Raw genomic sequence first — 26,389 nt, 5'->3', positions numbered from 1 at the left:
GCGGGTTGGTGGTGGTGGTCAACGCAGGGACCCGATGCCGAGTGAGTGGTCGGCGGGTCGGGTGTCCGCGGGTTCGGTTGGCTCCTCGTCGGAGGAGCCGGGCTCTTCCGAGGAGGAGGACTCCGTCGGGGCCGGGGGCGGATCCTCGAGGAAATCGATGGTGGGCGTGAAGAACTGCGCGCCGGTCACCGCGGTGGTGAAGTCGAGGAGCCGATCGTAGTTCCCGGGCGGATCGCCGATGAACATCTTGCGCAGCATCTCTTCGGTGACGTCCGGGCCGGCCGAGTAGGCGATGTAGAAGGTGCCGAGTTCACCATCGGCGGAGACGTCCCCGTACGGCATGTTGTCGCGGACCACGTCGATCTCTTCGCCGTCGTCGTTCTCGACCACGTTGAGCGCGACGTGGGAGTTGGACGGCTTCACGTCGTCGGACATCTCGACGTTGTCGGTCTTGGTGCGCCCGATCGCTGCTTCCTGCTCCTCGACGGTCAGCGCGTTCCAGGCCTCCAGATCTGTCACGTAGCGCTGGATCGCGACGTAACTCCCGCCCGCGAACTCGGGGTCCTCGTCACCGACGGTGATGGCGTCGATCGCCGCCTGCCCGACAGGATTCTCCGTCCCGTCGACGAAACCGATGAGGTCACGCAGATCGAAGTAGCGGAAGCCGTGGACCTCGTCGACGACGGTGACGGCGCCGCCGAGCGCGTTCATCGCCAGGCGGCCGACCTCGAAACACAGATCCAGCTGATCGGCCTTGATGTGCAGCAGCAGATCCGCCGGGGTGGCCGGTGCAGTGTGCACTTCGCCCTGGTAGGCGACGAAGGGGCGCAGCGACCGGGGGCGGGGCCCGTCGAACAGACGGTCCCAGGCCTGCGATCCGATGGAGGCGATCGCCGAGAGTGCGGCCTCGGGGGCACGTGAGGAGACCGCACGGGCGAGCGTGGGGAGATCCGACAAGACGTCGCGTACCGTGTCCTCGCCGCCGTCGTCGACGGTGAGGACGAGGAACAGGGCCGCCTTCGTCTTGCGCGTCAGGATCGTCTGCGGGACCGGCACCCGTTCACTCTAGCGGACCTTCGGTGGTCGTCGAGATCAGCGCCTGCGCCCGAATGGGTAGGCGAGCCAGACCTTTTAGGCCGTGAGGCGGGTCATCGCCGGGCGATCGCGCGGCCTGCGGCGCGGCCCGAGAAGATGCAACCGCCGAGGAAGGTTCCCTCGAGTGCGTTGTATCCATGCACGCCACCGCCACCGAATCCCGCGACCTCGCCGGCGGCGAACAACCCGTCGAAGGCGGTGCCGTCGGGACGCATGACCTGGGAGTCGAGGTTGGTCTCCAAGCCGCCCAACGTCTTACGGGTGAGGATGTTCAACCGCACGGCGATCAGCGGCCCGAACTGCGGGTCGAGGATGCGGTGTGGTTTGGCGACGCGCACGAGCTTGTCGCCGAGGTACTGACGGGCATTGGTGATCGCCATCAACTGAGCGTCTTTGGAGAACTTGTTGTCGATCTCGGCATCACGTGCCGAGACCACCCGCTCCACGTGCTGCAGGTCGAGCTTCGGGCCTCTCGTGATCGCGTTCATCCCGGCCACAAGTTCCGGCAGAGTGTCGCTCACCACGAAGTCGACGCCGTGTTCGGTGAACGCCTGCACCGGTCCCGGCGCGCCCTTCGCCAGGCGGCTCTTGGCGGCGAACTTGAGGTCCTTGCTGGTGATGTCGGGGTTCTGTTCGGAGCCCGACAGTGCGAATTCCTTCTCGATGATGGCCTGGGTCAGGATGAACCACGAGTAGTCGTATCCGGTGGAGAGGATCGCCTTCATCGTCGAGTTCGTGTCGAAGCCGGGAAAATTCGGTGGCGCCAAACGGTTTCCGTTCGCATCCAGCCACAGCGACGATGGCCCGGGGATGATCCGGATGGCGTGGTCGGGCCAGATCGGATCCCAATTGTGGATGCCTTCGGTGTAGTGCCACATACGATCTCGGTTGACCAGACTGGCGCCGGCGGATTCGGCGATGCCGAGCATCCGGCCGTCCACGTAGGCCGGGACGCCGGAGATCATCGTCGTCGGGGCCGGGCCGAGCCGATCGGTAGGCCAGTTCGCGCGGATCAACTCGTGGTTGTGCCCGATACCTCCGGTCGTGACGATCACGGCGTCGCCCCGGATCTCGAAGTCGTCGACCACCTCGCGCGACGACGCGACTCCCCGGTCGAGATCGGTCGGTGCCAGCACCGAGCCGGTGACGCCGACGGCGGCGTCGCCCTCGACGAGGATCTCGTCCACACGATGGCGGAAACGGAACTCCACCAGCCCGCGCTTCTCGGCCTCGAGGACCGGTTCGGCGAACACGCGCACGACCTCCGGGCCCGTGCCCCAGGTGAGGTGGAAACGCGGCACCGAATTGCCGTGGCCGTCGGCGAAACCGCCGCCACGTTCGGCCCACCCGACGATCGGGGTGATCCGGAGTCCGAGGTCGTGGAGATACTGACGCTTGGTCGACGACGCGAACTCGACGTAGGCGCGGGCCCACTGCCGAGGCCAGAAGTCCTCGTCCTCGCGGTCGAAACCGGCCGATCCCATCCAGTCCTGGAGCGCGAGTTCGGCGGAGTCCTTGATTCCGAGCCGGCGCTGTTCCGGGGTGTCGACCAGGAACAGCCCGCCGAGCGACCAGAACGCCTGTCCGCCGAGGTTGTTGCGGTTCTCCTGGTCCACGACGATGACCTTGCGGCCCGCCCGGGTGAGCTCGTAGGTCGCGACCAACCCGGCCAGACCCGACCCGACCACCACCGCATCGGCTTGCTGCTGGCTCACCGCACCCTCCCTCGTTTCCGTTGACGTCGAGACTAGCGTCCGCAGTGCGATGGTCCGCTCGGTTCACGTACCCGGGGGACGAACCACGCTGCGGGCGCGTCTCAGAGCGGGATGTCGCCGTAGCGGTGCGCCCAGGGATCGGCTTCTTCGAGTTGGGCGGCCAAGGCGAGGAGATCGCCGTCGGAGCCCAGACGCCCGACGAACTGCACGCCGAGGGGGAGACCGGCGGCCGTCCAGTGCAGCGGCACGCTGATCGCCGGTCGACCGGTCAGGTTGGCGAGCTGGGTGTAGGGCACCCAGCCGAGGCTCTGTTCGATGAGGTCGTCGAGGATTCCGGTGCGGGCCAGCAGGTTTCCGGCACGTAGCTTGGAGATGACCCGAGAGGCGGCCTGCAGCGGCGGCGGTGTCGTCGTGGCGCCGATCCGCAGCGGCGGCGTGGCGAGTGTCGGTGTGAGGAAGTAGTCGTAGGACTGGTGGAACGTCTCCAGTGAGATCACATGCTCGTTCACCTTGTTCAGAGCGCTCAGCGCCGCGACCACACCCGTGGATCGCCCGAGTTCCGCCATGGCGAGGGTGTCCGCCTCGAAGTCGCGGTCGGTGGCGCCGGTGAGGGTGCGCGCCTCGTCGACCTCGGTGGCCAGGACCGCGAACCAGATGGTCAGGAAGTCTCGCGCCAGCTCGGCGTCGTCATACGGCGGAGCCACCTCCTCGACGTGGTGACCGAGGCCCTCGAGCAGCGTGGCGGCGTGCTCGACGGCGGCGACCGCCTCGGGAGCCGGATTCGGGTTGATCGCCGACGACGCCGAATAGCCGATGCGCAACCGCGACGGCCGGTCGGCGATCCGGGTGGCGAACGGAGTGGTCGGCGTGGGTGTCGGATACACCGAGCCGGGAGTGGGCCCGACGATGGCGTCGTAGAGTCCTGCGGCGTCGCGCACGGTGCGCGACACCACCCCCTGCACCGCCATCCCGAACATCGCCTCGCCGGTCGCCGGGCCGAACGGGGAGAGGCCACGGGTCGGTTTCAGACCGACGAGCCCGTTGCAGGCCGCCGGGATGCGGATCGACCCGCCTCCGTCGTTGGCGCCGGCCGCAGGCACGATGCCCGCCGCGACCGCCGCGCCCGAACCACCAGACGAGCCGCCCGGCGTGTGATCGGTGTGCCACGGATTGCGCGCCGGGCCCCAGAAGTCGGACTCGGTGATGCCCTTCGCGCCGAACTCCGGGGTGTTGGTCTTGCCGAAGATCACGAGCCCGGCGTCGAGGAAACGACGGACCACATGGGAATGCTCGGGGGCGACGTGGCGGGCCAGTGACCGCGAGCCACTCGAGGTCGGATACCCCTTGTACTCCTGGGCCAGGTCCTTGATGAGGAACGGGACACCGGCGAAGGGGCCGGAGAGCTCCTGGCCGCTCGCCCGCGCGTCCGCCTCCTCGTCCATCCGGCGGACGATCGCGTTGAGGCGGGGGTTCACCGCATCGGCGCGTTGCCGCGCGAGCGCGAGCAACTCGGTCGGGGTGATCTCGCCTCGGCGCACCAATTCGGCCAGGGCGGTGGCGTCGTGACGGCGGTACTCGTCCAGGTTCACGGGCACAGCCTAGTGGTGCCGCCGCGGCGGCTGCGCGATGTCGCAGCGATTCACCCGGTGTCTGGCCGGCCCGCGCCTGCATCGGTACCCCGACCGATCGCGGTTGCGCACGCAAATCGATAACGGCGCGGTTTCGTCGGTGTGCACCCGCGTCCACGGAAAGTTCCGGCACCGGTGTGGAGGTCAGATACGTACAGGTAGAAGTCACGGGGCGCGTGCCAGCGCCCATCGGCAGAGATCACGATCGCCATTCCTGGCTTTGCCGGTGTGTTATCGAGCCGTTACACTGCCTCACGACGGGTATGCGCAGGGCCGTCGAGCCATAGAATCCCGTGAGATGACCGTGGCCCACTTCGTGGTCAAGATCGATAAGGACAACATCAATGCTGACACGCGCCCGTAAGCGCTTGGTCGCCGGACTTGTGGCCGTGGTGGCCGCAACGGGCGTGACCATGGTCGCTGCTCCGACAGCTCAGGCGGCCGGTAACACCGAGTACGTCTACTCCGCGGCAATGCACCGCAACATCCCGGTACGCATCGTCGACGGTGGCGGTGGTGGCCCGAAGCCCACGCTGTACGTCCTCGACGGTCTGCGCGCCCCGAACAACACCAGCGGCTGGCTGCAGAACACCGACGTCGACCGCTTCATGGTCGGCAAGGGCACCAACGTGGCGATCCCGTTCGGCGGTGGCGGCAGCTTCTACACCGACTGGGAACGCACCGATCCCAAGCTGGGCCTCAACAAGTGGGAGACCTTCCTGACCCGCGAGCTGCCCGCCTACATGCAGCGTCGCCACAACAGCGACAACCGCCGCAACGGCATCGCCGGTCTCTCGATGTCGGGCACCTCGGCACTGAACCTGGCATCGCGCCACCCGGGCTTCTACCGCGCGGTCGCGTCCTACAGCGGCTACCCGACGGTCACCCTGCCGGGCTTCAACCAGGGCATCCAGGCGTCGGTCGCCGAGATGGGCGGCAACCCGATCAACATGTGGGGCATCTGGCCGGCCGGTCAATGGGCCGCCAACGACCCGTTCCTGAGTGCCAACAACCTCGCGGGCAAGCACGTCTACGTGTCGTCGGGCACCGGCGTCGGCAGCAAGTACGACTCGTCGGTGAATCCGGCCAGCGCCAACTTCAACCCGGTCAAGTTCGCGCAGATGGTCCCGCTCGAGGTCGCCGCGTCGACCAGCAGCCAGATCTACATCGGTCGTCTGGCCGTGGTCCCGGGCGTCAAGCTGACCACGCACATCACCCCGGACGGCGTCCACTGGTGGGACTACTGGGAGAGCGACTTCAAGCAGTCGTGGGCCAGCACCTTCCGCCCGGCGTTCTTCTGATCGCCACGGACTGATCCCGACCGACGCGGCCGGTGACCTGAGGGTCACCGGCCGCGTTTGTGTTGTGCACCCACCACCCCCGCCGACCGGGCCCGGTTTCGCGTCGACCGGGCGCGTGCCCGTGAAACCGTCGGTGTTCTGACGGGGCCCCTGTGCCCGGTCGGCGGGAACTGTGCCCGGCCGGCGGGGAACTGGGCCCGAGGGTGGGGGACGGGCCGGATCGATGGCGAGGCCGCGCGGACGAACAAGGCTCCCACCACGTGCTCGGGAACGAGCGTGTGGTGGGAGCCTTGGCGGGACTACGGTCGGCTACTCGCCGGGTGGACGGCGGAAGTGCTGGGTGTCGTCGTCGTCGGTGGGCCGGAACTCGTCCGTGGGCCGCAATGTCTGCGTTTCGGAGTCGTCTGCCGCCGGAGGCTGGGTGAACGTCTGCGTCGCAGTGTCGTCGCCCGGCTCGTCGGTGGGTGTGTCCACCCGTGGGATCTGCTCGGTCGGTCGATCCCACGGATCGAGCGAGGTGCCGGCCGCCCCGGCACCGGCAGCGGCCGCCCCGGCCACCGGAACGGTCGGGTCGACCTCATGCCGCCCGGGCCCGGTGCTCCCCGTGGTCTCGGCGTCGTCCCACGCCGTCGTGTCATCGGCAGGCGGGGTGTCGTCGCCGTCCCGGTCGCGGCGTGCACGCCACATCAGGAAGCCCCACAGGCCCAGCAGCAGCACACCGACGATGCCGAGGATCAACGGCAACCAGAAGCTGCCGAGCTTGAGCTGACCGAGGTAGTCGTCGGCTTTGGCGGACTGGTTGCTGACGGTCTGATCGGACCATTTGAACCGCGCCTTGAGGACATCCATGCGGAAGTCCCGTACCGGCGCGGGCGTGTCCGAGCTCTGGTCGGGTGACCGGAAGAACTGATGCTGGTCTTCGACACCGTCGATGATGGTGCCGGTCTCCGGCTCGACGAACACGTGCCGGGTGGCCGTGGCATACCGGTGCATCGTGATCTTGTCGGTCGGCTTCACGCCGCGGCCGCTGATACCCCACCAGCTCGCGGGCATCGTCAGGATCGTGCCGATCGCTGCCTCGCCCTGCGCGTTCGGCAGGCCCGAGACGTCGGTCTCCGGCACGTCGCCGACGAACTCGTAGGTCGTGATCCCGTTGATGTCCTTCTCGCCCTTGAAGTTGACGGGGATGTCCTGGCGGGTGTTCGTGTCGTAGTACAGGTAGGAGCGCTTCTTGACGTCGAAGCCGAATTTGTACTGGAAGCCCTTGCGATCGGGGAGATCGACCGAGACGTCCTTCGGATTCACACCTTCGGGCGCGGCCTCGAGCTGCAGCGAGCTGACGGTGCCGTTGGGCACCGAGGACTTGCGATTGACCGAGACCCGATCGATGTTCGCGGTGAGCAGCCCGTCGTCACATTTGCGCTCGCTGTCGGCGGCCGCCATCGACGGGTCGGTCTCGTTGCCTGCGGCGTCTCGCACGCGGTCGATCTGAACGGTCTGGGCCGACTGCAGCGTCGCCTGGCGCTTGTCCGACGGGTCGACGATGACCGACCGGCGCTGCTGGGTGGCGTGTGCGTCCAGGACGCGTGCCTTGCGTTCACTGACCGAGCAGCGATCGAAGATCCGGGCGGGGAACCGGTCACCGCTGGATCCGTCCTCCGGCACCGTGGTCGCGACCGACGTGATGTCCAGGTCGAGGGGCACCACGCGCAGCTGAGGTACGAGGAACAGCGGTATGGCTATGGCAGCGGCGATGCATGCGGCGCCGAGGAACGCCGGCAGCGCCAGCCAAAGTCGTCTCATTCTCTCCACTCCTGTACTCCGGACTCAACGTCACAACAGTAGCGGCGCCGCGCCGTAACCCGACGGAGGTCTCGGACATTCCTGGCAACGACCGTGCCATACGCCTTCTCCCGGGCCGCCGACGGTCAGCCCGATCGGCTGCGGTCTGCTCGCCTGTCGCGTTCGGCCTCTTTCATGATCCCGGCCATGTAGCCGTAGATCTCTTTGTCGGACATGGCTTTCCATCGAGGTGCGAGCAGCTTCATGTATTTCTCGACGTAAAGAAGCTGTTTGCCGACGAGAACGAGTTCGCGCGGCAGCCGGGCATCGTGTGCTTTGGCGACTGCGGCGAGCTGGCGTCCGAGGTCCGTGTACGACATCGACCCGAGATCGGTCGATGAGAGCGGCGTCGTGACCCGCTTGATGTCCTCGGCGCCGCGGGCCGTCGACGACGTGGGATTGTGCACGGCCCCGAGGAGGAAGATGGCCCGGCCGGCCGATTCGTAGTCACCGCGCACGATGAGATCGACGACCAGTTGTCGCAGAATCCGGCGCGTCCGTTTGGTGAACCGTCCGACGATGCCGAAGTCGAGCAGTACGAGAGTGCCATCCGCATCGACGAGGACGTTGCCCGCGTGGAGATCGCCGTGGAAGAGTCCGCCGTGGAATGCGGATTCGAGCAGGGAGAGCAGCAGATTACGGCACAGCGCGACGCCGTCGTGTCCTGCCGCACGCACGGCTTCGGCGTCGTCGATGCGGATCGCGTAGACCCGTTCCATCGTGAGGACGCGGGAGGTGGTGAACTCGTCGTGGACCTCGGGCACCCGGACGCGGCTGCCATACGGACCCGGTCGTAGACACTCGTACCACTCGCGCATGGTGTCGGCCTCGTTGCGGAAGTCGAGCTCGGCCGACAGCCCGTCGGCGAAGTCCTCGACCACGTGCCGGGCGCTCAGCATGCGGCCGTATTCGGAGATCTCCGCAAGTCCCGCGAATCGCTCGAGCAGGGCGACGTCCGGTGCGAGGCGTTCGGTGATCCCGGGTCGCTGGATCTTCACCACGACCTCCTCACCGCTGTGCAGCGTCGCGGTATGGACCTGCGCGATCGACGCGGACGCGATCGGCTCGATGTCGAACGACGCGAAGACCTCTTCGGGACCGCGACCGAACTCGTCGATGAACAGTCGCCGGATGTCTGCGGGGTCGGCCGGACGCACCCGATCGAGGAGGGACTCGAACTCGGCCGACAGCGTCTCGCTGAACACCCCGGGGCTCGACGCGATGAGCTGACCGAGTTTGACGTAGGTGGGACCGAGATGTTCGAACGTCGTGCGGATCTCGTGGGCGACCCGCTGGGAGGTGGGGCGGCGGCCGTGGACGGCGTCCCCGAGGCTGTGGAGCACAAAGCGCCCGACGCCCGCCGCCGTGTGGGCGGTCGCCGTGCCGAATCGGGTGATCTCGGCGATCGGCGACACCGTCGGCAGCTGTCTGCGTAGGTCGTCGTCTGCGGAGTTCTGCATCGTCACCATCGGCAAGTGTAACGATGGCTGGTCCACCGCACCGGGGCCGCGCTGCCTCAGGCCGACGCCGCGGACGTTCGACGGTGGTCGATCCACCTGGTCAGGACGCCATTTCGCGGCGCGAGCAAATAGATCAGCGTGAACATCACACCCTGTGTCACCACCACCATTCCGCCGGGAGAGACGTCGGCGCCGTAGCTGATGTAGACGCCGACGATCGTGGCGGCCACCGCGATTGTCGGGGCGATCACCAGCATGTGCCCGAACCGGTCGGTCAGCAGGTGGGCCGAGGCCCCGGGGATGATCAGCATCGCGACGACCAGGATGACGCCGACCACCTGCAACGCGACCACACACGTCAGGGCGAGCAGACCGAGCAACAGTGCCCGAGCCATCGTCGGGAGAGGCCGATGGCATGGGCGTGGACCGGATCGAAGGCATAGAGAGTGAGATCTCGCCGCTTGGCCACCAGTACCGTCGCGACCACCGCGGCCAGGATCAGCAACTGCCACAGATCCGAGCCGGAGACGCCGAGGACGTTCCCGAACAGGATGTGGTTGAGGTCGGTCTGACTGGGCGTGGCCGAGACCAGCACCAGTCCGAGTGCGAACAGGGTGGTGAACACGATGCCGATCGCGGCATCCTCCTTCACCCGACTCGTGTCACGAACGGCCCCGATCAGCGCCACCGCCAGAAATCCGAAGATCACCGCGCCGATCGCGAACGGCACACCGACGATGTACGACAGCACCACACCGGGTAGCACCGCGTGCGAGACCGCGTCGCCCATCAACGACCAGCCGATCAGCACGATCCAACAACTGATGAGGGCACATACCGCGGCCGCGACCCCGCTCGCGAGGAAGGCGTCGCGCATGAACGACAGCGTCCACGGTTCGATGAGGAAGTCGATCATCCGGCCACCCCCGGATCGCTCGTGCGCGGGTCGAGGTGCGACGCGGCCGAGCGGCCGCGGTGGTCACCGAGGACGTCGACGCCGAAGGCGAGCGCGAGGTGCTCAGGGCGGAGCGCCTCGGCGGGGGTGTCGTGAACCAGCACGCGTTGCATCAGCAGGACGGCCTCGGTGGCGAAGGACGGCAGGGTGGACAGGTCATGGGTCGAGATCAGGATCGTCGCGCCGCGGGCGGATTCGGCCACCAGGAGATCGACGATGGTTCGTTCCGAACGCTTGTCCACGCCGGCGAACGGCTCGTCGAGCAGGAGTATTTCCGCACCCTGCGCGATCCCCCGGGCCACGAACGCTCGTTTACGTTGTCCGCCTGAGAGTTTGCCGATCTGGCGGTCGGCGAGGTCGGTGAGCCCGACCCGCGCGAGGGCGTCGTCGACGGCGGTACGATCGCGGGCCGACGCCCGACGGAAGATGTTCTGCCGTCCGTACCGGCCGGTCATCGCGACCTCGCGGACGGAGATGGGAAAGTCCCAGTCGACGTCTTCGGACTGTGGGACATAGGAGATGAGACCCTGGGCCCGTGCGCGATTCGGGGTTCCACCCGCGATCGACACGGTCCCCGACGACGGGCGCACGAGCCCCATGATCGACTTGAACAGCGTCGATTTCCCGGAACCGTTCATCCCGATCAGCCCGCAGATCCGGCCCGGCTGGAGGGTCAGTGACACCTTGTCGAGGGCGAGGACGCTCCCGTACCGGACCGTGAGGTCGGTGAGCTCGACGGCGGGAGTCCGCGAATCATCTTGCGGCGAAAGGTGTTCAGGGAGCAACACGGTCACCGTCCATTCCGGTGAGACCGCCGATGACGGTGGACAGGTCGTGCCGGAGCAACCGCAGATAGGTGGGGACCGGGCCGTTCGGCTCCGACAACGAGTCGACGTAGAGCGTTCCGCCGAACCGTGCATCGGTGGCCCGCTGTACTTGCCGCATCGGGGCGTCGTTCACCGTCGACTCGCAGAACACTGCGGGCACATGGCGATCGCGGACGAACTCCACGGTCCGCCGCATCTGCTGGGGGGTCGCCTCCTGCTCCGAGTTCACCGGCCAGATGTAATGCTCGGTGAGCCCGGTGTCACGAGCGAGATAGCTGAACGCTCCCTCGCAGCTCACCAGCGCCCGTTCGTTGTCGGGCAAGGCCGCTACCGCGGTGAGGAGCCGCGCCCGCTCGACGTCGAGGCGAGCGCCGTAGCGGTCGGCGTTCTCGCGGTAGTCGACGGCGTGGTCGGGGTCGACGCGGGCCAGACCGCGGGCGATGTTGTCGGCGTACGTCTTCGCCTCGACCGGCGACATCCAGGCGTGCGGATTGGGTTTGCCGGTCGCATGAGACGTACCGGGGTCCTCGGTGATCGGCATCGGCTCGATGCCGTCGGAGGCGACGATCCGGGGCACGTCGATGTCGGAGAGGAAGCGCTCGAACCAGTCGTCGAGGTGCAGCCCGTTGACCACCACCAGCGAGGCGTCGGCGGCTTTGTGCAGGTCGCCGGGCGTGGGTTCGTACCCGTGGATCTCCGCACCGAACTTCGTCAGGGAACTGACATCGGCATGATCGCCTGCGACGTTTCGGGCGATGTCGGCGAGCACGGTGAACGTGGCGAGCACCCGAGGCCGGTCCGGGAGGTCGCGGGTCTCGCAGGCCGAGCACGCGATGGAGAGCACGACGACCATCGCAAGGGAGATCCGATGCGTCGCTGACATGGGCCAACCCTAATTTCGGCTTACCGAACTCGCAAGTTAGCCGAGCCTGATCAGCGCGATCCCCGGAAGCGCGCGAATATTCCTGGTTGTGATCTATTCGCGCCGCATCCCACGCGTGCTCGCTTCTCCGCAACACTGGAGAGGGTGCGGAGAGATCCGCAGCGGAGTCACCGGATCATGAGTCTGAGTCCGACCCGCGAATCCGACGTCGAAGCGAGGGAGCACCCATGCCCACCACAGTCAACGCCTACATCGCGACAGCCGCCGACCAGCCGCTCAGCCCGTCCACGATCGAACGCCGTGACCTCGGCCCGAACGACGTCGCGATCGACATCGCCTACGCGGGCATCTGCCACTCCGACATCCACACCGCTCGCGGTGAGTGGGGGCGTACCGCGTTCCCGGTGGTCCCCGGCCACGAGATCGCGGGAACCGTGTCGGCCGTCGGGTCCGACGTCACCCGCCACCACGTGGGTGACCGCGTCGGTGTCGGTTGCTTCGTCGATTCCTGCCGCGAATGCGAGCCGTGTCGGCGTGGCGAAGAGCAGTACTGCGAACGTGGGATGACCGGTACCTACAACGCGGTCGGCCGCGACGGGGAGCCCACCCATGGCGGCTACAGCACCGGGATCGTCGTCGACGAGAACTATGTGTGCGGCATCCCCGAGGGCATCGACCTCGACGTCGCAGCTCCCTTGCTGTGCGCCGGGATCACCCTGTACTCGCCGTTGCGTCACTGGCAGGCCGGCCCAGGCAAGAAGGTCGCGATCATCGGTCTCGGCGGTCTCGGTCACGTCGGCGTCAAGATCGCGCACGCGATGGGGGCGGAGGTGACGGTGCTCTCGCAGTCTCTCAAGAAGATGGAGGACGGCGTGCGCCTCGGTGCCGATCACTACTACGCGACGAGTGATCCGGACACTTTCACTCAGCTGCGCAACGAGTTCGACCTGATCATCAACACCGTGTCGGCCAATCTGGACATCAAGAAATACCTCGGGCTGCTGGCGATCAACGGGACGCTCGTGGAGCTCGGCCTCCCGAGCACCCCATCGAGGTGCCCGCATTCGCGGTCACCGCCAATCGGCGGAGCTTCGCCGGGTCCATGATCGGCGGCATCGCCGAAACCCAGGAGATGCTGGAGTTCTGTGCCGAGCACGGCATCGGCGCCGAGATCGAGGTGATCGGTGCGGACAAGATCAACGAGGCCTACGACCGGGTGGTCGCCAGTGACGTGCGCTACCGATTCGTGATCGACACCGCGACCCTGTAGGCGCACCTCACCCATCTCATCCGAAGCTCCCGTGGCGCACACGCCGCGGGAGCTTCGTCGTTTCCGGGAGACGGACGGTGGGCGGCGGGAGCGCTTGACGGATACCCCCTGGGGGTATAAAACGGGCATATGGACCACACTGTCGAACACAGCTCAGTCGACGTCGCCGTCGACGACCCCGACACGAATGCCCCTGACATGCACGGTCACGGGGAACACGGCGCGCACGGCGACCACGTGGCGATGTTCCGTCGCCTTTTCTGGGCGATGGCCGTACTCGCCGTCCCGGTGGTCATCGCCAGTCCGATGTTCGCCGACCTGGTCGGTTACCAACTGCCGCAGTGGGAATGGCTGGACTGGGTGTCGCCCGTCCTCGGCACCATCATGTTCATCTGGGGCGGTCGGCCGTTCCTCTCCGGGGCGGTCGGTGAATTACGTTCTCGGACACCGGGGATGATGACCCTGATCGCGCTGGCCATCAGTGTCGCCTTTGTCGCGTCGTGGGGTGCCACCCTGGATCTGTTGCACCATGAGCTCGACTTCTGGTGGGAACTCGCGCTGCTCATCGTGATCATGCTGCTCGGTCACTGGATCGAGATGCGTTCCATATCGCAGACCACCTCGGCGCTGCAATCGCTCGCCGCGCTCCTGCCCGACGAGGCCGAACGCGTGGACGGTGACGAGCTGCAGACGGTGTCGCCCGCCGAGCTGCGGGTAGGCGACCTGGTCGTCGTGCGACCCGGCGGACGCATCCCCGCCGACGGCGAGATCACCTCGGGGACGGCAGAAGTCGACGAGTCGATGATCACCGGCGAATCGACCTTGGTGAGCCGCACGGTCGGCGACCGGGTCGTCGCGGGTACGGTCAGCGCCGACACGGCCATCCGCGTACGGGTCGGTGCGGTGGGACAGGACACCGCGCTGGCCGGTATCCAGCGGCTGGTGGCCGACGCGCAGAACTCGTCGAGCCGCGCGCAGCGACTGGCCGACCGCGCTGCCGGCTGGTTGTTCTGGTTCGCGCTGGCCGCGGCGCTGGTCACCGCGGTCGCGTGGGCCGCGGTCGGGCAGCCCGACAACGCCGTGATCCGCACCATCACCGTGCTCGTGATCGCCTGTCCACATGCGCTCGGGCTGGCCATCCCCCTGGTCGTCGCGATCGCGACCGAGCGCGCGGCCTCGATGGGTGTCCTGGTGACCGACCGGATCGCGCTGGAGACCTTGCGGCAGGCCGACGTGGTGCTGTTCGACAAGACCGGCACGCTCACCAGGGGTGAGCCTGCCGTGGTGGACGTCATCGGTGTGGGCGACCGATCGGCCGATGACGTCCTGGCCCTCGCAGCCGCCGCGGAAACCGACAGCGAGCATCCGCTGGCGACCGCCATAATCCGGGCCGCCGATGACCGCGGTGTCACAATCCCTGCGGCACAGGACTTCTCGTCGAGCCCGGCCCTCGGTGTGCGCGCCGACGTCGGCGGGCGTGAGATCGCGGTCGGCGGTCCGCGGTTGCTGGAGGAGCGCGGCCTCCGTGGGCCGGACGATGCGGAGGCACTCGTCGGGCACGGCAACACGGTCCTCTACGTGCTCGACGACGGAGCAGTGATCGGGGCGGTCGCCCTGGCCGATGCGATCCGGCCAGAGTCGGCGGACGCCGTCGGGGCACTCGCCGCCCGTGGTGTGACGTCGGTGATGGCCACCGGGGACGCGCACGACGTCGCCGCTCGGGTGGCGGCCGAACTCGGCATCGACCGCGTCTACGCGGGCGTCCGTCCCGAGGACAAGGAGTCCATCGTCGCCGACCTGCAGGCAGAGGGGCACACCGTGGTGATGGTGGGTGACGGCGTGAACGACGCTCCCGCTCTGGCACGCGCCGACGTCGGTGTCGCGATCGGTGCGGGGACAGACGTCGCGATCGGGTCGGCCGGGGTGGTGCTGGCCGGCGACGACCCGCGCACGGTGGTCTCGGCGATGATCTTGTCCGGCCAGGCCTACCGCAAGATGCGGCAGAACCTGTGGTGGGCGGCGGGTTACAACTTGGTCGCCGTCCCGCTCGCGGCCGGTGTGCTGGCGCCCATCGGATTCGTGTTGCCGATGGCTGTGGGCGCCATCCTGATGTCGATCTCGACCGTGGTCGTCGCGCTCAATGCGCAGCTGCTGCGCCGTGCCGACCTGTCGGTGCACTGACGCGCACCGCGCGCACACGGGGGAGGGGTATGGTTTTCGACTGGGAATCGAAAACAGGTCGGCGTGGTTGATCCCCACATCGACGTTCTCCCCCGAGAGGTGCGAGATGGCCCAGAACGACATGAGCCGTGACGAGCGCGACGAGACGCGCGCGGACTTCGTCGTGGTCGGCGCGGGCGTGGCCGGCCTGACCGCCGCCCTGCGCGCGGCCGAGGCGGGACTGCGCGTGGTGGTACTCAACAAGGGGCCCGCGTGGCATCCGGACCGGACCGAACAGGCGACCTCGACCTTCTATGCGCAGGGGGGTATCGCCGTCGTCGAACCCGGCACTCCCGAGGACTCGGTCGACCTCCACCTGGCCGACACGGTCGGCGCCGGGGCGGGCCTGACCGATCCGCTGAGCGCCCGGCCCATCCTCGCCGACGGCTGGCCCGCGGTGTCCGGGCTGATCAGATGGGGTGCGGAGTTCGACCGGAGCTCCGATGGAAGTCTGCTGAGGACCCGCGAAGGCGGCCACTCGGTGCGGCGGATCATCCATGCGGGCGGTGACGCGACGGGCGCCCAGATCCAGCGGACCCTGATGAGACGACTGCGGGCGGCCTCTCGGCATCTGTTCCTCATCGACCACGACGACGCGGTCGCCACCGCGATCCTGCGCGCCGACGGACAGACGGCCGGAGTCGCCTATCGCCGGGCGGGCCGGGACCGCGTCATCCATGCTCCGACCGTTCTGCTCGCCACGGGCGGCAGCGGGCACCTGTACGCGGCCACCACCAACCCGGCAGGCGCCACCGCGGACGGCATCGCCCTCGCGCTGCGGGCCGGGGCCGTGGTCGCCGACATGGAGTTCATCCAGTTCCACCCGACCATGCTCTTCGTCGAGGGCGCACGCGGTCGGCGCACGCTGATCAGCGAGGCGGTCCGCGGCGAGGGCGGCCGGCTGGTCGACGTGGACGGCAAGCCGGTGACCGCCGGGGTGCATCCGATGGGCGATCTCGCGCCGCGCGACGTGGTCGCGAATGCGGTCGAGGCGAGCATCGCCGAGTCCGGTCACCCGTGCGTCTATCTCGACGTGCGGTCGATCGCCGACTTCCCGGCGCGATTCCCCACGGTCACCGCGGGTGTCGCCGCCGCAGGACTCGATGTCGCGGCCGGCCTCATCCCGGTGGTGCCGGGCGCGCACTACCAATGTGGCGGCGTGCTCACCGACGTCGACGGCCGCACCGCGGTCCCCGGGCTGCTCGCGGCGGGCGAAGTCGCGCGGACCGGATTGCACGGCGGCAACCGGTTGGCCTCGAACAGCCTGCTGGAAGGGCTGGTCGTGGGACGCCGGGCCGCGGCGGCCGCCGTCGAGCGTCGTGGCCGCCGTGTCGGCGAGGGCCTGGTCGGCACGCCGGCGTCGCAGCCGGCCATGGCGCGGAAAGAGCTGCAGGACAGTATGTCCCGATTCGTCGCGCTCCGCCGGGACGCCGATGGACTGGCCGGGGTCGCCGCCGAGCTGAGCCGGCTCCCGGATCGGCCGATGGGTGCGGACGCCGACCTCGAGGACGCCGCGCTGACCCTGACCGCACGCGTCGTCGTCGAGGCGGCGCGAGCTCGCACCGAATCGCGCGGCTGCCACACCCGGGTCGATCATCCGCACACGGAACCGGTGGCCCGCACGAGCTGTTTCGGTCTGCTCGACGGTGAGCTCGTCGAGTGCGCAGGCAGCGAGACCGTCACCGGCCTCGTCGCGTTGGTGTCGTGAGTGGAGGCGGAGTCCCGGCGCGGTAACGTCGACGATCATGACCGCGCCCGGACGAGTCGTCCTCGACCTCGGCCATATTCGTCTGCACGCCCTCACCTGGGGTGAGCCCGATGCGCCACTCGCCATCTGCCTGCACGGTTTCCCGGATTCGGCGTGGACGTGGCGACACCTCGCCCCTCGACTCGCGGTGGCCGGCTATCGGGTGGTCGCACCGTTCACCCGCGGGTATGCGCCGTCGGAGATCCCGGACGACGGCGACTATCACGTCGCCGCACTGGCTCATGACGTTCTGCGGCTGCACCGCGAACTGGGCGGCGACGACCGGGCGGTGCTGATCGGACACGACTGGGGCGCCTTGACCGCGCACGCCGTCCTCGCCCGTGTCGACCACCCGTTCCGACGCGTCGTCGCGATCGCCGTGCCACCCATCGCCGCCATGCGGCAGGCGGGGACGTCGGGGCGCACGCGGCTGCGGCTCATCGGACGACAGATGGCGATGAGCTGGTACATCGCGTTCAATCAGATCCCGTTTCTCCCGGAACGAACTCTCGGGTGGCTCATTCCTGCTCTCTGGCGCCGTTGGGGGCCCACCCCGGAGGCCGACGACATCGACCACGCGGTGGCCGCGGTGCCGACACGCGCCCACGGTGCAGCGGTCCTCGGGTACTACCGGGCCATGCTCCGTCCGCGAGTCGATCCCCGGTACGCCGACCGCGCATCGGACTGGTTGAAGCCGCCACGCACGCCGCTGCTCTATCTGCACGGCACCCGCGACGGGTGCATGCAGGTGGAGTTCACCAACGGTTTGGCCGAGTTGCTGCCGGCGGGTAGCGAGGTCGTCCGGATCGACGGCGCAGGCCACTTCGTCCATCTCGATCAGCGCGACGCGGTCCACCGGCGGATCGTCGGGTTCCTGCGTTCGTGAACCCGGGTGCTCGACTGTCGTCGACGCCCCGGGCCACGTCGGGATTGCGGCCCGGCGCACAATCGACCCCATGTCGCGCCCCTTGACTCAGCCCGAACAGACCTCGTTCACCGGCGTCGACGGGATCGCGTTGCGCGCAGACGAATGGCGACCGGTGGGCGCGCAGGTCGGTCCGACGATCATTCTCCTGCACGGTGGCGGGCAGACCAGGCATTCCTGGAAGCAGACGGGTCAGCTCCTGGCGAATGCCGGCGCGCATGTGGTGTCGCTCGACACGCGAGGTCACGGCACCAGCGACTGGTCGTCGGACGGCCGGTACAGCCTGGAGTTGTTCACCGGAGACGTCGTCGAGGTGGTGGAGCAGATCGGAACACCCGTGACGCTCGTCGGTGCCAGCATGGGTGGGCTCAGCAGTATCGGCGCCGCTGCGCAACTCGGTCCCGACAAGGCTCGCGGGCTGGTGCTCGTCGACGTCGTCCCTCGTTTCGACCAGGCCGGGAGCGCGCGCATTCGCGACTTCATGACCGCCAATGTCGGCGGCTTCGACACCCTCGAGGATGCGGCCGATGCCATCGCCGCCTACCTGCCCCACCGGCCCAAGACCTTCAATCCGGAAGGTCTCAAACGCAACCTGCGCGCCGGTCAGGACGGACGCTGGTACTGGCACTGGGATCCGGCGTTCGTCAGGTCGAAGCCAGGCGATGACCGATTCGTGCGGGCCGAACATCTCGAGGAGCAGCTCGCGTCCCTGTCGGTTCCGATCCTGCTGATCCGCGGCAAGCTCTCCGACGTGGTGCCCGAGGAGGCGGTTGCCGGGTTCCGCGAGGTGGTCCCCGCTGCCGAGGTGATCGAGCTCGCGGACGCCGCCCACACGGCGGCCGCCGACGACAACGATGCCTTCACCCACGTCGTCCTCGACTTCATCGGTGCCCACCGCTAGGCGGGGCGCTGCCGGTCGCCGCACCTGCGTCCCGGCGACATGGGCCGCGTCTATGGCGGGGACGGTCGGTTCCTTCGTAGACTGGCCGCCGGGGAAGCATCGAGATGCACAGGCCGCCGGCCGACAGTCGTCTCAGGCGTGGCACGGTCGCCGGCCGAGGCAGATTTTCTTGATCGATTGCACATGTGCGTGACGCGCGAAGGAGAGGCCGGATGAACGGCGAGGGCTGCTGGTCGACGGTCGTATGCACGCCCGCAGAGCGCTCCGCATTGGGGCTGACGGGCCAGTCGGAGTGGTTGTTGCACTGCCGGCTCACGTCGGGTCATCAGGGTAATCACGCGACCGACGCGAGCTCGCGTCCGCGGGCCGACCGTCGACTGTGGCTGGAATGGAACGACTTCGACGACCACGCGCAGTCGCTCATCGAACGCAACCCGTGCTCGGCTCGCTCACCGCAGGGTGCGGCGTGCCTGTACTTCGAGAGCCACGGCGGCCGGCATTTCTTCGCGCCGTCGAACGGCCACGCACCGACCGCGATCCGCGGCCCGCATCCGGCGACGGGACCCACGCCGGCTCAGGGGCCAGGCCAGTCGGGCGAGATCCCGCGTCCGATGCCGCGCCCCGGTCCCGCCGGGCCGAGGACGCCCGCACCCCCGGCACATCCGGGCCAGGCCCCACAGTCAGACCGGATGCGGATGACGACCGACACCCATATCCCGATCGTCCGGCCGGCCGCCACCACCGCCACCCATGAATCGTCGTCGGAGGACGCGGCTCGCACAGGGCGTCGGTCGGGTGCGCGGCCGGCGGCACCGGTGTCGGGCGCCCATGCGAATGCGGGCAGCCGGCACGACGGTTATCGGCCGGGCAGGCGCTCCACCGATGCCGAGCCGCCGACGCCGTCGGGACCACGACCGGGAAGTCGTCATCGGCTGCCGGATGCCGCCGACGCGGGCACACCTCCCGCCGGTCCGAACCCGGCCGGCCCGCCATCCCCTCCGTCGTCCCCTCCGCCGTCGTCCCAACCGCCCTCATCCCCAGCGCCTCCGCCGCAGAAGCCGGCGCCGGAGGCCCAGCAACCGACGTCGTCGGTACCTTCGGGCGCCGCCACGCCATCGGTCAGCACGCCGAGCCCCTCGACCGATCGTGGCGATGCCGACCTCGCCACGGCTCTGAGCGAGGTCGCGGTGGCGTTGGAGAAGTTGGCCGCAGCGGTACGCGCATCACGTAAATAGAACCGGCGTCCCTGGTCGCAGTGGGTGGGCGCGGTACCTTGCGATGGACATACCCTAGGGGGTACCGGTATCCGTGGATCGCTGGTATACCTGTAGGGGGTATTGAAACCTGCCGACGTCGAGAGGATCGCACCGATGGAGCACGCACAGCACGGGTACATCGGCCGTAAGGACGACTACCTGCGGAGACTGCGTCGTATCGAAGGTCAGGCCCGCGGGTTGCAACGGATGGTCGACGAAGAGGCCTACTGCATCGACATCCTCACCCAGGTGTCGGCGATGACCAAGGCGCTGCAGGCCGTCGGGCTCGGCCTCCTCGAGGAGCACATGAACCACTGTGTGGTGAATGCCGCGCAGGAGAGCGACGCCGCGGGCCAGGAGAAGGTCGACGAGGCGATGCAGGCGATCACGCGCCTGGTCAGATCCTGACCGAATAGACACGGTCAGATCCTGACCGAATGGACACGGTCAGATCCTGACCGAATAGACACGGTCAGGTCCTGACCGATCCGAAACATGACTGCAAGGAGGAGTTGTCCATGACCACCAGTACCTTCACCGTCAGCGGGATGACCTGCGAGCACTGCGTGTCGTCGGTTCGCGAGGAAGTCGGTGAGATCCCCGGCGTCGACCGTGTCGAGGTTTCGCTCGACACGGGCGCCGTCGAGATCACCAGCGATCGTGCACTGGACCGAGACGAGGTGGCGGCCGCGGTGTCCGAGGCCGGTTACCGACTCACATGACCACCGGAACCCGGGTCGTCGGCTTCCTCGTCGCGTTGGCGGCCGTCTTCGGCGTCGCGTTCGGGATCGGGCGAGCGGTCGACCCGTGGGGTGGTGACGCCCCGGTGCAACCCCCGGGCGTCCATCAGCAACACACGGAGTAGAAGAGATGTCGCACACCATCGAGCGGATCGATCTCGACATCGACGGCATGACCTGTGCGTCGTGCGCGAATCGCATCGAACGCAAACTCAACAAACTCGACGGGGTCAGCGCGACGGTCAACTATGCGACCGAACAGGCGCATGTGGAATTCCCGTCCACGCTCGACTCTGCGGATCTGGTGACGGTGGTTCGTGGCGCGGGATATGGCGCGACGCCGGTACCGCAACCCGGGGACCGGGCTGACGGTGGCCAGGACGCGGAGGCGGACGGACCCGAGGACCGCGAACTGCGCGGGTTGCGGCAGCGGCTCATCGTGTCCGCGGTGCTCACGATCCCGGTGATCGTGCTCGTCATGGTGCCCGCGTGGCAGTTCACGTACTGGCAGTGGCTTTCGCTGACACTCGCCGCGCCGGTCGTGGTGTGGGGTGCTTATCCCTTCCACCGTGCGGCCTGGATCAATCTGCGTCACGGCACCACCACGATGGACACGCTGGTGTCGATGGGCACGTCGGCGGCGTTCGCGTGGTCGGTGTACGCGCTGTTCATCGGGACCGCAGGCGAGCCGGGGATGCGGCATGGATTCGACCTCTTCGCCTCCCGTGGCGACGGCGCGGGGAACATCTACCTCGAGGCGGCCGCGGGGGTCACCACTTTTCTGCTGGCGGGCAGGTACTTCGAGAAGCGCGCGAAGCGCCGCGCCGGCGATGCCCTGCATGCGCTGCTCGATCTCGGCGCCAAGGACGTCGCCGTCCTGGTGGACGGGGTCGAACGTCGAATGCCGGTGTCGGAGTTGTCGGTAGGCGATGAGTTCGTCGTCCGCCCCGGCGAGAAGGTCGCCACCGACGGCGTGGTGGTGCAGGGCGCATCCGCGGTCGATGCGTCGATGATCACCGGTGAATCGGTGCCGGTGGAGGTCACCGAGGGTGATGACGTGACCGGCGCGACGGTCAACACGAGTGGCCGGTTGGTGGTGCGCGCGAGCCGGGTTGGTGCCGACACCGCGCTCGCGCAGATGGCGAATATGGTGGCCGACGCCCAGGCAGGCAAGGCAGATGCCCAACGTCTCGCCGACCGCATCTCGTCGTACTTCGTCCCGGCGGTCATCGCGATCGCCGTTGCCACCCTGGGCTTCTGGCTGGGTGTGGACAGTGCGTCGGGCGGAACCGGCGGGGTCACCTTCGCATTCACCGCAGCAGTTGCAGTGCTCATCATCGCCTGTCCGTGCGCACTCGGACTGGCCACGCCCACGGCCCTGATGGTCGGAACCGGTCGGGGCGCGCAACTCGGCGTGCTGCTCAAGGGCCCCGAGGTGCTCGAGACGACGCGACGCGTCGACACGATCGTGCTGGACAAGACGGGAACGGTCACGACGGGCGAGATGAGCCTGGAATCGGTGACGGTGGTCGACGACGGGCCGTTCGACGAGGATCGGTTGTTGGCATCGGCGGCCGCCGTCGAAGCGGGCTCGGAACACCCGATCGGTGTCGCGATCGTCGCAGGCGCCGCCGGGCGGTCGTCGGAACCGTTACCCGAGGTCACCGGATTCCGGGCGACCGAGGGCTCCGGGGTGCGAGGCGTCGTCGACGGGGCCCGCGTGGAGGTCACGAACCCGCGCCGGCTCGAACAGCCCTTGCCCGAACGACTTTCCCGTGCTGTCGAGGAAGCGCACGAATCGGGCGCGACCGCCGTGGTGGTGTCGTCCGATGGCCGACCCGTCGGCGTCGTGGTGGTCGGGGACCGGATCAAACCATCGTCGGCGGCGGCGATCGCCGAACTGCGGCGCATGGGCTTGACGCCGGTACTCCTCACCGGCGACAACGCGGGTGCGGCCGATCATGTGGCGAGAGAGGTCGGGATCGACCGTGTGGTCGCCGAGGTGTCTCCCGCAGACAAGCTGTCTGCGATCAAAGATATTCAGGAGCAAGGCCATTCGGTTGCCATGGCAGGCGACGGGATCAATGACGCGGCTGCGCTGGCGCAGGCCGACCTCGGACTCGCGATGGGCACCGGAACGGATGCGGCGATCCAGGCGAGCGACCTGACCGTGGTCAGTGGAGACCTCTGGGCAGTGGTCGATGCGATCCGTCTGGCCCGGCGAACTCTCGCCACCATCAAAGGCAACCTCTTCTGGGCGTTCGCGTACAACGTCGCGGCGATCCCGGTAGCGGCGGCCGGATTGCTCAACCCGATGCTCGCGGGGGCGGCGATGGCGCTGTCGTCGGTGTTCGTGGTGGCGAACAGTCTCCGGTTGCGGCGCTTCCGTCCGCATCCCCGCTGACCCGCTCCCCGTTCCTCGCCGAGCGGTGACCGTCGTCCCCTCCTCTGACGGGGAGAACTAGAACAGGTTCTAGTCAATCGTCTACGCTATGCCCATGGCAGGTTCTGAGATCCCGGACACGATCGCGCTGGACTCGGTGGAGTCCTTTTCCGACGACGTCGACGTGCTGGTCATCGGGTGTGGTGTCGCGGGCGGGAGTGCGGCCGTGGAAGCGGCCGCGGCCGGGGCGAAGGTCCTGGTCCTCGAACGCGCGGCCGCCGCGGGCGGGACGAGCTGTATGGCCGGTGGCCACTTCTACCTGGGCGGCGGCACAGCGGTGCAGCAGGCCACCGGGCACGACGACAGCCCGGAGGAGATGGAGAAGTACCTCACCGCGGTGTCCCGGGAGCCCGAGCCGGAGAAGATCCACGCGTATTGCTTCGACAGCGTCGAACACTTCAACTGGCTGGAGGGTCTCGGATTCAGTTTCGAGCGCAGCTTCTACCCGGAGAAGGCCGTCATCCAGCCGCAGACCCAAGGGCTGATGTTCACGGGCAACGAGAAGGTGTGGCCCTTCAAGAACATCGCGACGCCCGCGCCTCGCGGGCACAAGGTCCCCGTACCCGGCGACACCGGTGGTGCGTCCATGGTCGTCGACCTTCTGGTCAAGCGCCTCGCCGAACTCGGGGCCGAGATCCGTTACGAGACCGGTGCGCGGCACCTCGTGGTGGACGAGGCCGGCGGCGTGGTCGGTGCATCGTGGAAACGTCCCGGCGAAGAGGGCGTCATCCGGGCGCGGTCGGTCATCATCGCGGCCGGAGGGTTCGTGATGAACGAGGAGATGGTGGCCCGATATGTGCCACATGTCGCCGAGAAGCCGTTCACCTTGGGCAGCACCTACGACGACGGTCTGGGTATCCGGCTCGGCGAATCGGTCGGTGCCGCGCTCAAGCACATGGACCAGGCGTTCGTCACCGCCCCGATCTACCCACCCAGCATCCTCCTGACCGGCATCGTGGTGAACCGCGACGGCGAGCGTTTTGTCGCGGAGGACTCGTATCACTCGCGAACCTCGGGATTCGTGATGGATCAACCGGATTCGGCCGCGTTCCTGATCGTCGACGAGGCGCATATGAAGCGTCCGGAAGTACCGCTGATCAACCTCATCGACGGCTGGGAGACGGTCGCCGAGATGGAATCCGACCTCGGGATCCCTGAGGGCAAGTTGCAGAAGACCCTCGCCGACTACAACGCGAACGCGGCAAAGGGTGAGGACCCGGACTTCCACAAGTCGGCGGAATTCCTCGCTCCCCAGGACCAGGGGCCCTGGGGCGCTTTCGATCTCAGTCTCGGCAAGGCCATGTACTCGTGCTTCACCATCGGCGGCATGGCGACATCCATCGACGCCGAGGTGCTCGACGGCGGCGGCGCACCGATCGCCGGGCTCTATGCCGCCGGCGCCTGCGCCGCCAACCTGGCGCAGGACGGCAAAGGGTACGCAAGCGGGACACAGCTCGGAGAGGGCTCGTATTTCGGACGGCGTGCCGGCAGGCATGCGGCTCGCCGCGCGGAGGTTGTGACCGAAGGGTGACGTCGCGGCCCGAGCCGGTCCATTTGTCGACCGACTGAGGTATCAAGGGGTGTGACCACGACTTCTCATCGCCCCGCCGGACTCTGGGCCGCCGCGTTTGCCGGCATCGTCGCGGTCGGCGCGGGGCTTGCGATCGGCGAACTCTTCGCGATCATGGTGGCCCCTGGCGCCTCGCCCTACTTCGCCGTCGGCTCTGCGGTTGTCGATCACATGCCGGACGGAATCCGCGAGTGGGCGATCGGGACCTTCGGGACCTCCGACAAGCTCGCGCTCTTCATCGGCATGGGTTGCATCATCGCCGCACTCGCCGCGGGTTGCGGTGTTGCCGAACGTCTTCGACCGCCCGCCGGCACCGTGATCGTCGTCCTCTTCGGCATCGTCGGCGTGATCGCCGCGCTCGCACGGCCGGACTCACGGTGGACATTTGCGATCCCGTCGGTGGTCGCGGCGCTCACCGCTGTGCTCGTGCTGAGAATTCTGGTCGGGATGCTGCGCCCATCGGTCGAAACGCCAGACGAGGACCCGCTCCCGGCGCCGGCCGGGGTGGGCCGGCGGTTCCTGCTGACCGCCGGTGGGATCGCCGCCGTTGCGGTGGCCGCCGGTGTCGTGGGCAGACGGGTCCTCGCCGACACCGCGCGAACCGTCGCCGACCGCACCAACGTCCGCTTGCCCATTCCCCGATCGCCCGCCCCACCCGTCCCCGCCACGGCTGATCTGCAGGTACCCGGCGCGACCCCGTTCATCACCACCAACGACGACTTCTACCGCATCGACACGGCATTGCAGGTCCCCAGTCTCACGACCGCGGATTGGTCACTGCGGATTCACGGCATGGTCGACAACGAGATCCGGATCGGTTGGGACGAACTGCTCGCGATGCCGATGACCGAACGGATCGTCACCCTGACGTGTGTGTCCAACGTCGTCGGGGGCGACCTGATCGGCAATGCGCGATGGCTCGGGGTGCCCATGAAGACTCTTCTCGACCGCGCCGGGGTACAACCGGGCGTCGACATGTTGCTCTCGACGAGCGCCGATGGCTGGACCTGCGGAACCCCACTGACGGCGGCCACCGACGGGCGAGATGCGTTGCTGGCCATCGGGATGAATGGGTCCCCGCTGCCGGTCGAGCACGGATATCCGGTGCGGCAGGTGATCCCGGGTCTCTACGGCTACGTGTCCGCCACCAAATGGGTGGTCGACTGGGAACTGACGCGATTCAGCGACGCCAAGGCCTACTGGACCACGAGGGGATGGTCGGCGCTCGGCCCGATCAAGCTCGCATCGCGGATCGACCGACCCGACTCACGGTCGGAACAGCCACGCGGAGAGGTGATCATCGCCGGGACCGCATGGGCGCAGCACACCGGCGTCGCGTCCGTGGACGTGCGCATCGACGACGGCGCGTGGGAGCCCGCTGTGCTGGCCGACGAATACTCGGTCGACACATGGCGCCAGTGGCGGTTCACCTGGAACGCGACACCGGGCGACCACACCGTGACCTGCCGCGCCACCGACAAGAACGGGCGCGTACAAGTCGAGGCGTACGCGTCTCCGGTTCCGGACGGAGCGACCGGACTCGACTCGAGGACGTACACGATCAGCTGACCGGGTCATCCGACCGGACGAGGTCGACAGACGAGAAACTCG

General features: G+C 68.1%; 19 protein-coding genes and 2 pseudogenes. 13 read left to right on the top strand and 8 right to left on the bottom strand.

Annotated elements, in window-relative coordinates; genetic code table 11:
* Positions 1-18 precede the first annotated feature (18 nt).
* The 3 genes from GTV32_RS13460 to GTV32_RS13450 form a co-directional block, all read right to left on the bottom strand.
* Positions 19-1,056, bottom strand: a complete 1,038-nt coding sequence (locus GTV32_RS13460; RefSeq protein WP_161060743.1) for a Dyp-type peroxidase — start codon at positions 1,054-1,056, stop codon at positions 19-21.
* A 92-nt stretch (positions 1,057-1,148) separates the two neighbouring features.
* The gene (locus tag GTV32_RS13455; RefSeq protein WP_161060742.1) at positions 1,149-2,810 is read right to left on the bottom strand and encodes an FAD-binding dehydrogenase; all 1,662 of its coding nucleotides are present in this window, start codon (positions 2,808-2,810) and stop codon (positions 1,149-1,151) included.
* A 101-nt stretch (positions 2,811-2,911) separates the two neighbouring features.
* A complete protein-coding gene (locus tag GTV32_RS13450; RefSeq protein WP_161060741.1) occupies positions 2,912-4,399 on the bottom strand; it encodes an amidase in 1,488 nt (495 codons plus the stop codon).
* A gap of 383 nt (positions 4,400-4,782) precedes the next feature.
* On the opposite strand from GTV32_RS13450, the gene GTV32_RS13445 reads away from it, so the two are divergent.
* Positions 4,783-5,739: an alpha/beta hydrolase family protein gene (locus GTV32_RS13445; RefSeq protein ID WP_161060740.1), complete on the top strand. Its 957-nt coding sequence runs from the start codon at positions 4,783-4,785 to the stop codon at positions 5,737-5,739.
* A 309-nt stretch (positions 5,740-6,048) separates the two neighbouring features.
* Here GTV32_RS13445 and GTV32_RS13440 read toward each other — a convergent pair whose 3' ends face one another.
* From GTV32_RS13440 to GTV32_RS13420, 5 genes and pseudogenes are all read right to left on the bottom strand, one after another.
* Entirely contained in the window at positions 6,049-7,542 is a 1,494-nt protein-coding gene (locus GTV32_RS13440; protein WP_161060739.1) for a DUF3068 domain-containing protein, read from the bottom strand.
* Between the two features lie 125 nt (positions 7,543-7,667).
* A complete protein-coding gene (locus GTV32_RS13435) occupies positions 7,668-9,047 on the bottom strand; it encodes an AarF/UbiB family protein (protein WP_161062521.1) in 1,380 nt (459 codons plus the stop codon).
* 50 nt (positions 9,048-9,097) lie between these two features.
* Positions 9,098-9,957, bottom strand: a pseudogene (locus GTV32_RS13430) (metal ABC transporter permease).
* Complete coding sequence (locus GTV32_RS13425) at positions 9,954-10,784, bottom strand: metal ABC transporter ATP-binding protein (RefSeq protein WP_343287321.1); 831 nt, start codon at positions 10,782-10,784, stop codon at positions 9,954-9,956. The pseudogene GTV32_RS13430 and the gene GTV32_RS13425 overlap by 4 nt, the downstream one beginning before the upstream one ends.
* Positions 10,771-11,676: a metal ABC transporter substrate-binding protein gene (locus GTV32_RS13420; protein WP_237421841.1), complete on the bottom strand. Its 906-nt coding sequence runs from the start codon at positions 11,674-11,676 to the stop codon at positions 10,771-10,773. Before GTV32_RS13420 ends, GTV32_RS13425 begins: the two co-directional genes overlap by 14 nt.
* A gap of 257 nt (positions 11,677-11,933) precedes the next feature.
* Here GTV32_RS13420 and GTV32_RS13415 point away from each other — a divergent pair.
* The 12 genes and pseudogenes from GTV32_RS13415 to GTV32_RS13360 all read left to right on the top strand — a co-directional run bounded on the left by GTV32_RS13415 (position 11,934) and on the right by GTV32_RS13360 (position 26,347).
* Positions 11,934-12,976: pseudogene (locus tag GTV32_RS13415) on the top strand (NAD(P)-dependent alcohol dehydrogenase).
* A 198-nt stretch (positions 12,977-13,174) separates the two neighbouring features.
* Entirely contained in the window at positions 13,175-15,157 is a 1,983-nt protein-coding gene (locus GTV32_RS13410; protein WP_237421840.1) for a heavy metal translocating P-type ATPase, read from the top strand.
* Positions 15,158-15,263: 106 nt separating this feature from the next.
* Positions 15,264-16,904: an L-aspartate oxidase gene (nadB, locus tag GTV32_RS13405; RefSeq protein ID WP_237421541.1), complete on the top strand. Its 1,641-nt coding sequence runs from the start codon at positions 15,264-15,266 to the stop codon at positions 16,902-16,904.
* 37 nt (positions 16,905-16,941) lie between these two features.
* On the top strand, positions 16,942-17,829 hold the full coding sequence (locus GTV32_RS13400) for an alpha/beta hydrolase (protein ID WP_161060736.1): 888 nt from the start codon (positions 16,942-16,944) through the stop codon (positions 17,827-17,829).
* A gap of 70 nt (positions 17,830-17,899) precedes the next feature.
* On the top strand, positions 17,900-18,769 hold the full coding sequence (locus GTV32_RS13395; protein ID WP_161060735.1) for an alpha/beta hydrolase: 870 nt from the start codon (positions 17,900-17,902) through the stop codon (positions 18,767-18,769).
* Between the two features lie 212 nt (positions 18,770-18,981).
* On the top strand, positions 18,982-20,004 hold the full coding sequence (locus GTV32_RS13390; protein ID WP_161060734.1) for a hypothetical protein: 1,023 nt from the start codon (positions 18,982-18,984) through the stop codon (positions 20,002-20,004).
* A gap of 135 nt (positions 20,005-20,139) precedes the next feature.
* Complete coding sequence (locus GTV32_RS13385; RefSeq protein ID WP_161060733.1) at positions 20,140-20,433, top strand: metal-sensitive transcriptional regulator; 294 nt, start codon at positions 20,140-20,142, stop codon at positions 20,431-20,433.
* Positions 20,434-20,543: 110 nt separating this feature from the next.
* A complete protein-coding gene (locus GTV32_RS13380) occupies positions 20,544-20,747 on the top strand; it encodes a heavy metal-associated domain-containing protein (protein WP_161060732.1) in 204 nt (67 codons plus the stop codon).
* Positions 20,744-20,890: a hypothetical protein gene (locus GTV32_RS13375; RefSeq protein WP_161060731.1), complete on the top strand. Its 147-nt coding sequence runs from the start codon at positions 20,744-20,746 to the stop codon at positions 20,888-20,890. The genes GTV32_RS13380 and GTV32_RS13375 overlap by 4 nt, the downstream gene beginning before the upstream one ends.
* A gap of 5 nt (positions 20,891-20,895) precedes the next feature.
* Positions 20,896-23,169, top strand: a complete 2,274-nt coding sequence (locus GTV32_RS13370; RefSeq protein WP_161060730.1) for a heavy metal translocating P-type ATPase — start codon at positions 20,896-20,898, stop codon at positions 23,167-23,169.
* Positions 23,170-23,263: 94 nt separating this feature from the next.
* Complete coding sequence (locus tag GTV32_RS13365) at positions 23,264-24,739, top strand: FAD-binding protein (protein ID WP_161060729.1); 1,476 nt, start codon at positions 23,264-23,266, stop codon at positions 24,737-24,739.
* Positions 24,740-24,790: 51 nt separating this feature from the next.
* On the top strand, positions 24,791-26,347 hold the full coding sequence (locus GTV32_RS13360) for a molybdopterin-dependent oxidoreductase (protein ID WP_343287320.1): 1,557 nt from the start codon (positions 24,791-24,793) through the stop codon (positions 26,345-26,347).
* Positions 26,348-26,389: the final 42 nt, after the last annotated feature.

The sequence above is a fragment of the Gordonia sp. SID5947 genome, assembly GCF_009862785.1.
GTDB lineage: Bacteria > Actinomycetota > Actinomycetes > Mycobacteriales > Mycobacteriaceae > Gordonia.
Note: the sequence above shows the minus strand (reverse complement) of the source record. Positions and strands in the feature narration are given on the sequence as shown.

Bases quoted from the DNA above. Each gene is read 5' to 3' on its own strand.
- GTV32_RS13445 (WP_161060740.1), top strand. From the start codon at position 4,783: ATGCTGACACGCGCCCGTAAGCGCTTGGTCGCCGGACTTGTGGCCGTG.
- GTV32_RS13440 (WP_161060739.1), bottom strand. From the start codon at position 7,542: ATGAGACGACTTTGGCTGGCGCTGCCGGCGTTCCTCGGCGCCGCATGC.
- GTV32_RS13420 (WP_237421841.1), bottom strand. From the start codon at position 11,676: ATGGTCGTCGTGCTCTCCATCGCGTGCTCGGCCTGCGAGACCCGCGAC.
- GTV32_RS13410 (WP_237421840.1), top strand. From the start codon at position 13,175: ATGCACGGTCACGGGGAACACGGCGCGCACGGCGACCACGTGGCGATG.
- nadB (WP_237421541.1), top strand. From the start codon at position 15,264: ATGGCCCAGAACGACATGAGCCGTGACGAGCGCGACGAGACGCGCGCG.
- GTV32_RS13400 (WP_161060736.1), top strand. From the start codon at position 16,942: ATGACCGCGCCCGGACGAGTCGTCCTCGACCTCGGCCATATTCGTCTG.
- GTV32_RS13395 (WP_161060735.1), top strand. From the start codon at position 17,900: ATGTCGCGCCCCTTGACTCAGCCCGAACAGACCTCGTTCACCGGCGTC.
- GTV32_RS13390 (WP_161060734.1), top strand. From the start codon at position 18,982: ATGAACGGCGAGGGCTGCTGGTCGACGGTCGTATGCACGCCCGCAGAG.
- GTV32_RS13385 (WP_161060733.1), top strand. From the start codon at position 20,140: ATGGAGCACGCACAGCACGGGTACATCGGCCGTAAGGACGACTACCTG.
- GTV32_RS13380 (WP_161060732.1), top strand. From the start codon at position 20,544: ATGACCACCAGTACCTTCACCGTCAGCGGGATGACCTGCGAGCACTGC.
- GTV32_RS13375 (WP_161060731.1), top strand. From the start codon at position 20,744: ATGACCACCGGAACCCGGGTCGTCGGCTTCCTCGTCGCGTTGGCGGCC.
- GTV32_RS13370 (WP_161060730.1), top strand. From the start codon at position 20,896: ATGTCGCACACCATCGAGCGGATCGATCTCGACATCGACGGCATGACC.
- GTV32_RS13365 (WP_161060729.1), top strand. From the start codon at position 23,264: ATGGCAGGTTCTGAGATCCCGGACACGATCGCGCTGGACTCGGTGGAG.